The following is a 13321-nucleotide window of genomic DNA, read 5'->3' as shown; positions in this document are numbered from 1 at the left end:
AGGAGTCCAACGCCATGTCGACTTTGATTTACCTCGGGCTAGGGAGTAACCAGGACCGAGATCATCATTTGGGGCTGGCGTGGGATTTCCTGGCCGCATTGCTAGTGGATGTTCAGTGCTCCCCGGTCTATTCCTCCGTGGCTGCCGGCTGCGTGGGCGACGATTTTTTTAACGTTGTTCTTTCCGGTCGCACTGATCTAACACTGGACCAGTTGAGTGATGTTCTAAAGCGTTTTGAGGCCAGGTACGCACGGGGACTGGCTCCTCGAATCGTCTTGCCGGTGGATATCGATATTTTGCTGTACGGGGATTTTGTGGGTGTTTACGAGCATGGGGTGCTCCCAAGGTCGGATCTCATCGATAGACCTTACGTGATGATGCCGCTTGCTGTGCTCGCCCCGGATGGAGTGCATCCCGTCACCGGTAAAACCTATAAAGCCACCTGGCTTGAGTTCGAGCGGGACATGCCTGCCGAGCAAAAACCTGTCCTTGTCGCCAGCGACGTGCTGACCCTGCAAGCCGCTGAGGCGGATGATTTTGTGATGGCGCAAACGCTCAAATCAATACGTCTTCGACAGGGCCTTACACAGCGCAAGCTCGCCGAAAAAGCACGGGTTACCCATAGCTCCATATCAGTCATAGAAAAGAATCAAGCAAGTCCTGGGGTTAATACGCTGGGCAAGATCCTGTCCGCGCTGTCGACGTCACTGCCTGAGTTCTTTGCAGAGATTGAGCGAGGACGTGCAGAAGTAAAAACCAAGAAGAGAATTCTGGAGTTTTAAACACATAGGGTTGGAGTGGTTTTAATTCATCAAATCTGAGGTCGAAGACAATGAAAATGGTACCCAGACTGACAATGGCTGATGCTCAGCACATCATGCAAGCTTGCCTTGCGAAAGCCAAGGAACTGGCAGTTGATATGGACATCGCCATTACCGATGACGCGGGACATCTGATCATGTTTCAGCGCATGGACAATGCGCGGATCACCAGTATCGACATTGCCATCAGCAAATCCTTCACGGCTGCGGCCGCACGTAAATCGACGCGCGCCTATGGCGACATCAGCGTGCCAGGCAAACCGGCCTTCGGCATCAATACCAGCAACCAGGGTCGCTTTTCCATTGTCGCCGGCGGGCTGCCGCTCTTCATGCAAGAGTTTATCGTGGGTGGGGTAGGGTGCAGTTCCGGTACTCCCGATCAGGATGAAATTGTGGCGCAAGCAGGCGTCAATGCTTTTACGGCCTATACGAGCTGATCAACTAAAAACATTCCCAAGTCGTTCATCCAGCGCGTTCACGTTCGCTGTTGGAAGCGTTTCTGCGCGCTGGATTTCCTGATCCGAACAAAAATAAAAGTTGAAGGAGAGATAAACAATGTTCAGCCAGCAAGACCAGATTCAGGGCTACGATGATGAACTGCTAAGTGCGATTGATGCCGAAGAGCGCCGTCAGGAACAGCACATCGAGCTTATTGCTTCAGAAAACTACACCAGTCAGCGTGTGATGGAAGCCCAAGGCTGCGGGCTGACCAACAAGTATGCTGAAGGTTACCCAGGCAAGCGTTACTACGGCGGCTGCGAGCACGTCGACAAGGTTGAGCAGTTGGCGATCGACAGAGCCAAGGAACTGTTTGGTGCAGATTACGCCAACGTTCAGCCGCACTCAGGTAGTCAGGCCAACGCCGCTGTTTACTTGGCGCTCCTCCAGCCGGGTGACACCGTATTGGGGATGAGCCTGGCCCACGGTGGGCATTTGACCCATGGTGCCAAAGTCAGTTTCTCCGGCAAGCTCTACAACTCGGTGCAATACGGTATCGATACCGTCACGGGATTGATTGATTACGACGAGGTGGAGCGACTGGCGGTCGAACATCAGCCGGAGATGGTCATCGCCGGGTTTTCCGCTTACTCGAAAACCCTGGATTTTCCGCGGTTTCGCGCCATCGCCGATAAGGTCGGCGCCTACCTGTTCGTCGATATGGCCCACGTGGCCGGATTGGTAGCGGCAGGGCTGTATCCGAATCCGCTTCCCTATGCGCATGTGGTCACGACTACCACTCATAAGACGCTGCGCGGCCCCCGTGGTGGCTTGATTCTCGCCAAAGGTAATGAAGACCTTGAGCGAAAACTTAACGCCGCAGTCTTTCCAGGTGGGCAGGGTGGCCCATTGATGCATGTGATCGCCGCCAAGGCTGTGTGTTTCAAGGAAGCGCTGGAGCCAGGCTTTAAAGCCTATCAACAACAGGTCATCAAAAACGCCAGGACGATGGCAAACGTATTCATCCACCGAGGTTATGACGTGGTTTCGGGTGGAACCGACAACCATCTGTTCCTTGTCAGTCTGATCCGCCAGCGCCTAACGGGCAAGGATGCTGACGCCGCCTTAGGTCGGGCTCACATTACCGTGAACAAAAATGCCGTGCCGAACGACCCACAGTCGCCTTTCGTTACTTCCGGCCTGCGCATAGGAACTCCTGCGGTGACTACGCGTGGATTCCAGGAGCCAGAATGCAGTGTCCTTGCCAGCTGGATCTGCGACATCCTCGATAAACTCGGTGATGCCGACGTAGAGGCCCGCATCGCTCGCCACGTTTCAGAGCTGTGCGAACGCTTTCCGGTCTACAAAGCCTGATCATCCACCAGCGTTAGCTACGGAATAAGTTTGCCGCTGGAGTGTTTTTGATCTGTTAAAAGTTGGCATCGGTCCTTCCAGTTCGCACGCTGTCGGGCCGATGCGTGCAGCCGTGTGCTTTGCAGAGGGCCTGAGGGACCAAGGCTTGTTGAAGCAAGTGGAGAGTGCTTATCGGCTTGACCTGAGAGCTAAGCCACTGCCCATGCTGTTCACTCCCGGTATCCAGTACCCGCGAACTACATTAAGCACCGCCCGTTATCGGCCAATCTTCAATTTCCCCTTTTGGCCGTTTTCTGCCCGTCGCAAGAGGCAGAAAACCACTGTGGATTCAACCCATGGCTGTCAGTGACGGCCCGGGTTTGCAAGGCAAATCCACAACGCAATCACTTCTTCGCAGGTTTGCCGCTGGCAGGGATGTGCAGGTACGACATCACGCTTTCAGTCAGTTCGGTTGCCAGTTTGACCGCTTCCTTATTACGCGCCATCACGCCGGCGACCAGGCCTTCGATCAGGGCCAGCACGGCGATGTTGGAGCTGGTCAGCACCGGGTGGTCGCAAGGGGCAAACAGCGTGTGCTCGGCAATGCCGGTGAGCGGCGAGGCGGGAGAGTCGGTGATTGCCAGCACGGATGCGCCGCGTTCATTGGCGAAGCGTGCCAGTTGCAGGGTGTCGAGGGAGTAGCGGGGCAGGGAGATCGCCAGCAACACGTCCTGATCGGTAATCGCGGCCAGGCGGTACGCGGCATTTTCGTTGCCACCCTCCATGCTGATGGCCGTGGCCTCGGCACAGAAGGGCATCAGGGTCGACGCGGCGAGGCCGGCGAAGTAAACACTGTTGCCGAACCCCAGGATGTAGATTTTGCGTGCCGTGGTCAGGCGAGTGACGAAGGCTTCAAAGGTGTCGGCGTGGTTGTTGGTCACCGCCGTGGCCAGGTTGCTGCTGGCGCTCTGCAGTTGTTCATGCAGGCCAAACGCGCCGCCCGGACGATGGGCCAGTTCGTTGCGCAGTTTGTCCACCGGCGACACCATCTGCTGCAAGGTGGCGACCAGCTCGGCCTTCATGCCGCTGTAGCCACCGAGGTCCAGCGCTTTGGCCAGGCGGTTGACGGCGGCGGGCGAGGTCAGTGTTTCTTGAGCCATCTCCTCGATGGTCAGCGTCGCGGCCTTGAGCGGGTGACGCAGGATGAAGTCCGCTACCTTGCGCAGTGACGGTGGCAGTTCGGAAACGATTTCCGTCAGTTTGCGCATGACCGGCGCGGCATAGACGGTGGTGTCTTTCGATGGGGTTGGCATATCCGGCTCAACGTTTCCTGAAGGTGAGAGAAGGGCTGTGCCTGATGCCCTGACAAGGTTGGCCGGAGTGTATCCCAAGCCTGCCTTGTCAGGGCAGCGCCGAGCAGTGGACGGGTGGCGGTCTTACTTCAGGCTCCCGGCCAGAAACTGCCGCAGGCGTTCGGACTGCGGGTTGACCAGCACCTCACGCGGGTCGCCGCGCTCTTCGACAATGCCCTTGTGCAGGAACACCAGTTGGTTGGAAACCTCGCGGGCAAAGCCCATTTCGTGAGTCACCACCACCATGGTGCGGCCTTCCTGCGCCAGGTCCTGCATGACTTTAAGCACTTCGCCGACCAGTTCGGGGTCGAGGGCCGACGTCGGCTCATCGAACAGCATCACTTGCGGTTCCATCGCCAGTGCACGGGCAATCGCCACGCGCTGCTGCTCGCCACCGGACATGTGCGCCGGCCAGGCGTGCATGCGGTGCGCTACACCGACTTTGTCCAGGTAGTGCTCGGCCTTTTCCCGTGCCTCTTTCTTGCCTTGGCCCAGCACATGCACCGGGGCTTCCATGACGTTTTCCAGAGCGCTCATGTGCGACCAGAGGTTGAAGTGTTGAAACACCATCGACAGCTGCGAACGCATGCGCTGCAACTGTCTGGGTTCGGCCGCTTTCAGCCCGCCAAGTTTGTTGGCCACCAGCTTGAGCGGTTCGCCATTGAGCACGATATCGCCCGCATTGGGTTGCTCCAGCAGGTTGATGCAGCGCAGGAAGGTACTTTTGCCGGAGCCGCTGGAGCCGATGATGCTGATCACGTCGCCGGCCTGCGCTTGCAGGGACACGCCCTTGAGCACCTGGTGTGCGCCGTAGCTTTTATGCAGGTCCTGAACTTCAAGTTTGTACATGGTTTGAACTCTCTGGAATCAGTCGCTGAGCAAGCGACCCTGGCGAATGGGGGTGACGCCTGCCACTTTGGCCAGCCACAATCCAGGCTGGGCAAAACGCAGGCGTTCGCGGGCATAGAGAATGCCGTCGGTGCTGGCGCTTACCACGCTATGGCGGTCGGTCAGCGGGTCGATGACCTCGAACAGCGGATCGCCGACCTTGACCTGCGCGCCCAGCGGTTGCAGAAAGCTCACCACACCGGGATGGGGCGCACAGGCGTACTGGGCGCCGGCGAATGGCATGGCCTGGCAACGGCTCGGTGGTGCCGCTGGCCAGTCACCGCTGATCAGGCCCTGTTCGGCGAGATAGCCGAGAATGGCTTGGGCGCTGTCGACGCATTGCTCGCGCTCGGTGTCAGCCATGCCGCGCAATTCGATGGTGGTGGCTGCGCACGCCAGGGGAATATCGGCTTCGGGAAACCGCTCGGCCAGGCGCAGCCAGGCAATGGCGCAGGCTTCGTCGAAGGCGCTGCCGCCGGCACCTTCGGCCAGCAATGTGACTTGCGCGCCGAGGCGTGCGGCCAGTGACTGCAGGCGTGGCCAGTGTTGCGGCATCGCATACAGCAACATGATCGATTCGAAGTCGCAGTGCAGGTCCAGCACTACATCGGCGTCACAGGCATGCTGCAGCAACAGGCGGCGCAGGCCGTCGAGTTCCGAGGCCGGTGCCGGCATGGCTGCGAGGGCATCGCCCATGGCGCGGCGGATCAGGGCGATGTTGGCGTCGGCATCGTCTGTCAATTTGCCTTCCAGCAGCGGTGCAACGGCATCGACCAACTCCGGGAAGTCGCGATTGAAGTTCTTGCCGCTGGAGAACTCAAAGCGCCCCTGATGGGTGGCCTGGAACATCTGGGCGATACCGATCGGGTTGGCCATGGGCACCAACTCGATCACCCCGGTCAGGCGGCCTTGAGTCTCCAGTTCCAGCAGACGGCGCTTGAGTTCCACGGCGACGCGCATCCCCGGCAACTCGTCGGCATGCAATGACGCCTGTATGTAGGCTTTGCGTGGTCCACTGCCAAAGCGGAACAGCGACAGCGTGCGTTCGGTGCCCGAGGCACTCCACGGCAACAGGTGTTGAATGTGCTCCATGTCAGCTCCTTAGTGCTTGCGCGGTGCCTGGTACGCCAGCCAGCGGCGCTCGGCCAGCTTGAACAGACGCACCAGAATGAAGGTCAGGGCGAGGTAGATGAGGCCGGCGGTGATAAACGCCTCGAACGGCAGGTAGTACCGTGAGCTGACAGTCCGCGCGGCCCCGGTGATGTCGACGAGGGTGACGATGGAGGCCAGGCTGGTGGTTTGCAGCATCATCAGCACTTCGTTGCTGTACTGCGGCAATGCCCGGCGCAAGGCCGACGGCATGAGAATGCGCCGGTACAGGGTCAGGCGTGACATGCCCATGGCCCTGGCGGCTTCGATCTCACCATGGTTGGTCGATTTCAGACTGCCGGCCAGTAGCTCTGCGCTGTAGGCACTGGTGTTGATCGCGAAGGCCAGGCAGGCGCAAAAGGTGGCGCTGGAGAGGTAAGGCCAGAGCACGCTTTGGCGCACCGCTTCGAACTGCGCCAGGCCGTAATAGATCAGGAACAACTGCACCAGCATCGGCGTGCCGCGAATCACGTAGGTATAGAGCCAGGCCGGGAAGTTGATCAGCGGCGATCGCGACACCCGCATCAGCGCCAGCGGAATCGCCAACACCAGGCCCAGGGCCAGGGAAATCAGCAGGACTTTGAGGGTCAACAAGGCGCCGTTGAAGTACAGCGGCAGGTTTTCCCAGATCAGGTTGTAGTCGAGAATCATGGGTGGCTCCCCTCACAATTCGGCGGCTTTGATGCCGACCGAATAGTGTTTTTCCAGATAGCGCAGCACCAGCAAGGACAGGCTGGTGAGCATCAGGTACAGCGCCGCCACCGAGAGGAAGAACGTGAAGGGCTCGTGTGTGGCATCCGCTGCGTTCTTGGCTTTGAACATCATGTCCTGCAAGCCGATCACCGAGATCAGCGCAGTGGATTTGGTCAGTACCAACCAGTTGTTGGTGAACCCGGGAATGGCGAAACGAATCATCTGCGGTACCAGGATTCGCCAGAACACCTGCGCACCGCCCATGCCATAGGCCACGCCGGCTTCGGCCTGGCCCTTGGGGATCGCCATGAAGGCGCCGCGAAAGGTTTCCGAGAGGTAGGCGCCAAAAATGAAGCCCATGGTGCAGACGCCGGCGATGTAGGGGTTGATGTCGATATAGCGGGTGTAACCGAGCGCAAGGGCGAGGCGGTTCACCAGGTCCTGGCCGCCGTAGAAGATCAGCAGGATCAGCACCAGGTCTGGAATGCCGCGAATCAGGGTGGTGTAGCTTTCCCCGAGCATGGCCAGCCATTTGAGTGGCGACAGCCGAAAGGCCGCACCGATCAGGCCCAGGGCAATCGCCAGGGACATGGAGGTCAAGGCCAGGTTGATGGTCAGCCAGGCGCCATCGAGAATGCTCGATCCGTAGCCGTGGAGCATGATGAAGTTCCTCAAGCGAGCGCCGCGAGGCGCGCAGGACAAGCCCCGGCAGACGCCTGCAGGGGCCGGCGCCGGGGTCAGGTTTCAGGTTTCAGGGCGCAGGCTTACTCGCCGTAGATATCGAACGCGAAGTACCTGGCCATCACTTGCTGGTACTTGCCGTTGGCGCGAATGGCGTCGATCGCGGCACTCAGGCGCGCAACGTTGGCACTGTCGCCTTTGCGCACGGCGATCCCGGCGCCCCGGCCAAAATATTTCGGGTCGTTGATGTCGGGCCCGGTCAATGCGAAACCCTGGCCGGCCGGTGTCTTGATGAAGCTCTCATCGGTGTTGACGATGTCGGCGAGGGTGGCGTCCAGACGACCCGAGGCGAGGTCGAGGAAGGCTTCATTCTGCGAGGAGTAGCGCACCACGACGACGCCGGCTTTTTCCAGTTGCTCGGTGGCAAAACGATCGTAGGTCGAGGCGCGTTGCACGCCGAGTTTCTTGCCCTTGAGGTCGACCAGAGGGTCGTTGATCACGTTGCCGGCCTTCATCGCGAACTTGCCCGGCGTGTGGTAGTACTTTTTGCTGAAGTCCACGGACTTCATCCGGTCTTCGGTGATGGACATCGACGACAGCACGGCATCGATCTTGCGCACTTTGAGCGACGGGATCATGCCGTCGAACTCCTGAATGACCCACTCGCACTTGACCTTCATTTCTTCGCACAAGGCGTTGCCGATGTCGTAATCGAACCCGCTGACGTTGCCCTCCGGTGTCTTGAAGGAGAAGGGCGGGTAGGCGGCTTCGATACCGATACGCAGGCTGTCTTCGTCGGCATGTGCCAGAAAGCTGAAAGCGCATAGCGCCAGAGCACCTAGAAGTTCTGTCTTGTTCATATTGTTGACTCCCTGGAGGGCATTGGGGGGAACGGGTGCCCGCCATCCGGGTTGGCGCGGTGGATCAGTCCTGTGATCGGCGAGGCTATAAATGACACAATAAAAATCCATATGCAAGATAACTGAAAAAAAACATATCAGATTCGGGCGTGACTGTAGGGGCCAGCTTGCTGGCGATGGACGCCAGTGCGCCGTGTTTATCCAGTTCGCACGCGTTATCGTTAACGACCATCGCTGGCAAGCCAGCTCCTACAGGGGGTGTGCCCACACTGAAACTGTGGGAGCCAGCTTGCTGGCGATGGACTCCAGTGCGCCGTGTTTATCCGGTTCGCACGCGTTATCGTTGACGACCATCGCTGGCAAGCCAGCTCCTACAGGGGGCCGCGTTTATCCGGTTCGCACGCGTTATCGTTAACGACCATCGCTGGCAGGCCAGCTCCTACAAGGGGGTTGCCCACTCTGAAACTGTGGGAGCCAGCCTGCTGGCGATGGACTCCAGTGCGCCGCGTTTATCCGGTTCGCACGCGTTATCGTTAACGACCATCGCTGGCAAGCCAGCTCCTACAAGGGAACGTGCCCACGCAGAAAATGAAGTGACCTCCAAACCAGTGAAAGCACCAAAAAAAGATTGTTTGGGGGGGAGGGGGGGCGTGTCGAGAGGGGCGGGACGGATGGCGAAAGTCTCTGTGCCATCCGCTCCCGGGGTACTGGCGGTTATTACTGGCTGGAGCGAACGGCCCCTCCGTCAATCAACAGGTTCTGCCCGGTCAGGTAGCCTGCATGGCTGCTGCAGACGAAGGCACAAAGCGCACCGAACTCCTCGGGTGAGCCGAAGCGTTTGGCAGGAATTTCGCGACGGCATTCGTCAAGGAATGCCTCACTGTCTTGCCCCATTTCGTGGGCAGCGGCGACCAGGTTGTCGCGCAGTCGATCGGTGTCGAACGAGCCCGGTTGCAGGTTGTTGATCGTCACATTGCGGTTGGCAATGTTTTCTTGCCGGGCCAGCCCCGCAACGAACCCCGTCAGGCCACTGCGCGCGCCATTGGACAGGCCCAGGCTTTCGATCGGGGACTTCACGGCGCTCGAAGTGATGTTGATGATCCGGCCAAATCCGCGTGCCGCCATGCCGTCTACGGTGGCCTTGATCAGCTCGATAGGGGTCAGCATGTTGGCATCCAGCGCCTTGAGCCAGGCGTCGCGATTCCATTCGCGGAAATCCCCGGGAGGAGGGCCGCCGGCGTTGTTGATCAGGATATCGAAATGCTCATGGGCCTTGAGCGCTGCCGCCCGACCCTCGGGCGTGGAAATGTCTCCGGCCACGGCGATGACCGTCACTTCAGGATTGATCGCCCTGAGCTGACGGGCTGTTTCATTCAGCGTGTCCTCGCCCCGTGCGGTGATCACCACGTTCACGCCCTCGCTGACGAGTGCCTGTGCGCAGGCTTTACCCAGGCCTTTGCTGGCGGCGCACACCAGCGCCCAGCGTCCTGCTATTCCAAGATTCATGCGTGTGTTCCTGACAGAAAGAAGCTCATGTAAAACGCTTGCCTGTTCATGCGTGATCCACCGCTGCTGACAGGTTTGGCGATCGGGCACCGATACCCATGAAGCGTCGTACCCTCTCACCTTCAGCTTCGCAGCGAATGGTTTCAGGGGCGGCATCGAGTTGAATGTTGCCGTTCTCCATGAAAATCACCCGATCGGAGATCGACATGGCAAAGTCCATTTCGTGGGTCACGATCAGCATGGTCATGCCTTCCCTGGCCAGGTCGCGGATCACGTTCAGCACGTCGTTGACCAGCTCCGGATCGAGGGCCGAGGTCGGCTCGTCGAACAGCATGATCTGCGGCTCCATGGCCAGGGCCCGGGCGATCGCCACGCGCTGTTGCTGGCCGCCGGAGAGCTGGTGCGGGTACTTGTGGGCATGGGCCAGCAGGCCGACCTTGTCCAGCAGCGCATAGGCACGATGCTCGCTCAGCTCGCCCGGCTGGCCGTGGTACCGCGGTGCCAGGGTGATGTTGTCGAGGATGGTGCGGTGCGGGAACAGGTTGAAGTTCTGGAACACCATGCCGATGTGCCGCACGCCTTTGCGCAGGCGCGAGCTGTTGGGTTTGTCCGAGGCTTCGATGAACGTTTCGCCGAACAACTTGATGTCGCCGGTATCGATGCTTTCCAGGCCGTTGACGGTGCGGATCAGCGACGTCTTGCCGGAGCCGGATGGCCCGATGATCGAGACCACCTGGCCGTAATCGACATTCAGGTCGATACCCAGCAGCACCTTGTGGGTGCCATAGCTCTTCTGGATGTTGTTCAGTTGCAGGATCGGCGTTGTGTTGTTGCCCGCGGCTTTGCGCGCAATGTCCGGCAAGGCTTCGGCGCTGGCCTTGAACTTGGCAATAGTGGCGGCGTCGAGGGTGTGCGGCTTGCGGAAGTTCAGGTCCAGGTAGCGCTCCAGGCGCTGCAGGAAATAGCCGAATACGGTGACGATCAACACGTAGTAGACGCCCACCGCCGCCAGGGTTTCCATCACCAGGAAGTTGGTGGCATAGAGGCGTTGGCCGACCGTGAGGATTTCAGTCAGGGAGATCACCGAGACCAGCGAAGTCAGCTTGACCACCGTGATGTATTCATTGATCAGGGTGGGCAGCGAAATACGGAACGCCTGGGGGATCACGATCAGCCGTTGCATGCCGAGCACGCCGACACCCAGCGCGCGCCCGGCTTCCTTCTGGCCCTTGGCCACGGAAATCAGGCCGCCACGATGGATCTCCGCCATGTACGCCGCTTCAGTGACCACCAGGGCCAGCAACCCTGCGTAGAAGGGGTTGGACAGAATCGGTCCGCTACCGGGAAACAACTGCGGCAGGTTGTAGACGAACACCACCAGCACCAGCAAAGGGATGCTGCGGAAAAACCAGATGTAGACCGCTGCGGGAATGCGCAGCAAGGGCGATTGGGACAGCTTGGCCGTGGCCAGGACAAAACCCAGCAGCATGCCGATGAACCAAGCCAGGGCACTGAGCTGGATGACCGTGACGCAGGCATTCCAGAAGTCCGGCAGGGAGAACAGGGAGAAGAAATACGACCAATCGAATTGCATGGGACACCTCGATCTGCCGCCCCCGTGCAGGGGCGGCAGATAACCAGACTACAAGGACAGATTCTTAGTTGGCGGTCGGTTCTTCCAGGCCATACTTCTTGAGGATTGCTGCGTATTCTCCGCTCTTTTTCGTTTCCTCGAAGGCCTTTTGCACGGCCTGGTAGGTTGCGTCGTTACCTTTCTTGACGAAGATGCCCAGGGTTTGCTGATAGATCGGGTGCTCGGTGGTGATCACGACCCGGCCATTGGTCTTTTCCGCGATCATTTTGGCGGCGCCGGCGATTTCAACTTGGGCCTGGATGTTCTTGGACAGCAAGGCCTGGGTCACTTCGGGCGCCGAAGGGTACTCGCTGACGGTGATGGCGCCCTTGTTGTTCGGCACGCAGTATTCGTCGGACAGCTTCCTGAATTCCTTGACCCAGGTCGTGCCCTGTTCCAGGCCCAGCTTCAGGCCGCACAGGTCTTCAGGTTTTTTCGCATTGATCTCGCTGCCCTGGGGCACCATGACCGCGGCACCGGTATTGGCGTACGCAATGGTCTGGGCTTGAGTCTGGCGCTCCGGCGTGATGTACATGCCGGAAATGATCGCGTCGTACTTGCCTGAGTTCAGGCCCAGGATCAGGCTCGGGAACTTGGTGTCGACAAACTCCACCTTGGCGTTCATGTGCTTGGCCAGTGCGGTAGCCAGTTCGGGGTCCGAACCCACCACATTCTTGTCCTTGTCATAGGACTCGAAAGGAGGGTAGGTGATCTCCATGCCGACCTTGAACGTATCTGACGCGGCCATGCTCACCGAGGCACCGAACATGCCGGCTGCCAATACAGCCAGGCACAAAAGGTTCTTTTTATTGTTTTTCATTTTTACTGACTCCGGCGTAGGTAGGGGGTTTAGCTGAAAACTTCAATCAGGTCGGTTGCACCTGATTTTTCAAATGTCCGAAACTGGCGGGTTTACGTGCCTTGCCTGGCAGTTGAACGTCCCCGTTGGCCACCCTCTGGCGCAGATATTGATAGGTCTGCAGCGCCTGGCCATACATGTGTTCGCCGATCGTGATCTCTTCGTAGTCGTTGCCGGCCTGGGCGAACCCGGGCAGCGGTTTGATCTGGGTGTGGTAGTCACAGGCATAAAACAGCGGGAAGGAATAACGCTCCTCCTTCACGCTGCGCACCCGGTGCGCAGTGGCAACGAATGCGCCCGCCGTCATCACCTCCAGCATGTCGCCGATGTTGACCACAAAGGCATCGGCAATCGGTGGTGCATCGATCCATTGGCCAAGATTGTTCATCACCTCAAGGCCGGGTTTGTCGGCCAGGAGGATGGTGAAGCACTCGTAATCAGTATGGGCGCCAAGACCCGGTGCGTCATGGGCAGCACCGTCGAACGGGTAGTGGATCAGGCGCAGTTTGGACGGCGGACGGGTGACCAGGCTGTCGAAGTAGTTTTCTTCCAGGCCCAGGGTCAGGGCGAAGCCGCCGAACAGGCGCCGGCCCAGGGCGAAGATCGCTTCATAGTAGGCCTGCACCGAGGCCTTGAAGCCTGCCAGCTGCGGCCAGTCGTTGGGCCCCAGCAAGGGGGTGTTGGCCAGCACCAGCGGGTCATCGGCCGGGACTTCGAAGCCGACGTCGAAGGCCTCCTTGTGGTCCGGCTTACCCTTGGAATAGACCTCTTCGCCTTCGGGCACAAAGCCCTTGTGGGTTTGTGAGGTGCCGATGTAGTGGCGCATCTTGGTGTCGAGGGGCTGGTCGAAAAAGTCCTTGGCAGCCTTGCGCAGGTTGGCGATCAGTTGCGGGTCGATACCGTGATTGGTGATATAGAGAAACCCGACTTCGCTGGCGGCGCGCCCCAATTGTTCGGCCACGGCCAGGCGGTGTTCCAGTTCAAAGCTGAACAGGCCGGCGATGTTGATCACCGGGATGCTGTTGAAGTTGGCTTTGAGTGTGTCAGTGCTGGCGCTGTTGTTTTTATTGTCAGGCATGACGCATCGG

The 13321-nt window shown here is 59.3% G+C and carries 13 protein-coding genes and 1 pseudogene; 4 read left to right on the top strand and 10 right to left on the bottom strand.

The genetic code is table 11. The annotated features are described in order from the left end of the window. Positions 1-14: 14 nt before the first annotated feature. The 4 genes and pseudogenes from folK to CD175_RS08190 form a co-directional block, all read left to right on the top strand. Positions 15-782 (top strand): 2-amino-4-hydroxy-6-hydroxymethyldihydropteridine diphosphokinase, encoded by a 768-nt coding sequence (folK, locus tag CD175_RS08205; protein ID WP_104448463.1) that lies wholly within the window; start codon positions 15-17, stop codon positions 780-782. A 50-nt stretch (positions 783-832) separates the two neighbouring features. Then, positions 833-1258, top strand: a complete 426-nt coding sequence (locus CD175_RS08200) for a GlcG/HbpS family heme-binding protein (RefSeq protein ID WP_007978249.1) — start codon at positions 833-835, stop codon at positions 1256-1258. A 118-nt stretch (positions 1259-1376) separates the two neighbouring features. Continuing rightward, positions 1377-2633 carry a serine hydroxymethyltransferase gene (gene glyA / locus CD175_RS08195; RefSeq protein WP_104448462.1) on the top strand — a complete coding sequence of 419 codons (1257 nt, stop codon included), beginning with the start codon at positions 1377-1379 and terminating at the stop codon, positions 2631-2633. A gap of 52 nt (positions 2634-2685) precedes the next feature. Continuing rightward, positions 2686-2793: pseudogene (locus tag CD175_RS08190) on the top strand (serine dehydratase beta chain); the annotation flags it as partial. Between the two features lie 223 nt (positions 2794-3016). On the opposite strand, the gene CD175_RS08185 reads toward CD175_RS08190, so the two are convergent. The 10 genes from CD175_RS08185 to CD175_RS08140 form a co-directional block, all read right to left on the bottom strand. Further along, positions 3017-3925 (bottom strand): MurR/RpiR family transcriptional regulator, encoded by a 909-nt coding sequence (locus tag CD175_RS08185; protein WP_104448461.1) that lies wholly within the window; start codon positions 3923-3925, stop codon positions 3017-3019. A 123-nt stretch (positions 3926-4048) separates the two neighbouring features. Beyond that, positions 4049-4813 carry an ABC transporter ATP-binding protein gene (locus CD175_RS08180; protein ID WP_104448460.1) on the bottom strand — a complete coding sequence of 255 codons (765 nt, stop codon included), beginning with the start codon at positions 4811-4813 and terminating at the stop codon, positions 4049-4051. Between the two features lie 18 nt (positions 4814-4831). Continuing rightward, positions 4832-5944, bottom strand: a complete 1113-nt coding sequence (locus tag CD175_RS08175) for a succinylglutamate desuccinylase/aspartoacylase family protein (RefSeq protein ID WP_104448459.1) — start codon at positions 5942-5944, stop codon at positions 4832-4834. Between the two features lie 9 nt (positions 5945-5953). After that, positions 5954-6652, bottom strand: a complete 699-nt coding sequence (locus CD175_RS08170; protein WP_104448458.1) for an ABC transporter permease — start codon at positions 6650-6652, stop codon at positions 5954-5956. Positions 6653-6664: 12 nt separating this feature from the next. Then, positions 6665-7354, bottom strand: a complete 690-nt coding sequence (locus CD175_RS08165) for an ABC transporter permease (RefSeq protein WP_104448457.1) — start codon at positions 7352-7354, stop codon at positions 6665-6667. Between the two features lie 104 nt (positions 7355-7458). Continuing rightward, positions 7459-8235, bottom strand: a complete 777-nt coding sequence (locus CD175_RS08160) for an ABC transporter substrate-binding protein (protein ID WP_104448456.1) — start codon at positions 8233-8235, stop codon at positions 7459-7461. 717 nt (positions 8236-8952) lie between these two features. Beyond that, a complete protein-coding gene (locus CD175_RS08155) occupies positions 8953-9741 on the bottom strand; it encodes an SDR family oxidoreductase (RefSeq protein WP_104448455.1) in 789 nt (262 codons plus the stop codon). 46 nt (positions 9742-9787) lie between these two features. Continuing rightward, positions 9788-11335, bottom strand: coding sequence for an amino acid ABC transporter permease/ATP-binding protein (locus CD175_RS08150; protein ID WP_104448454.1), 1548 nt, complete (start codon positions 11333-11335; stop codon positions 9788-9790). Between the two features lie 64 nt (positions 11336-11399). Next, positions 11400-12194: an ABC transporter substrate-binding protein gene (locus CD175_RS08145; protein ID WP_007978291.1), complete on the bottom strand. Its 795-nt coding sequence runs from the start codon at positions 12192-12194 to the stop codon at positions 11400-11402. Between the two features lie 46 nt (positions 12195-12240). Then, on the bottom strand, positions 12241-13311 hold the full coding sequence (locus CD175_RS08140) for an isopenicillin N synthase family dioxygenase (RefSeq protein ID WP_104448453.1): 1071 nt from the start codon (positions 13309-13311) through the stop codon (positions 12241-12243). Between the last annotated feature and the right edge of the window lie 10 nt (positions 13312-13321).

This window comes from Pseudomonas laurylsulfatiphila (assembly GCF_002934665.1).
GTDB lineage: Bacteria > Pseudomonadota > Gammaproteobacteria > Pseudomonadales > Pseudomonadaceae > Aquipseudomonas > Aquipseudomonas laurylsulfatiphila.
This window is presented reverse-complemented; position numbering and strand designations above follow the sequence as displayed.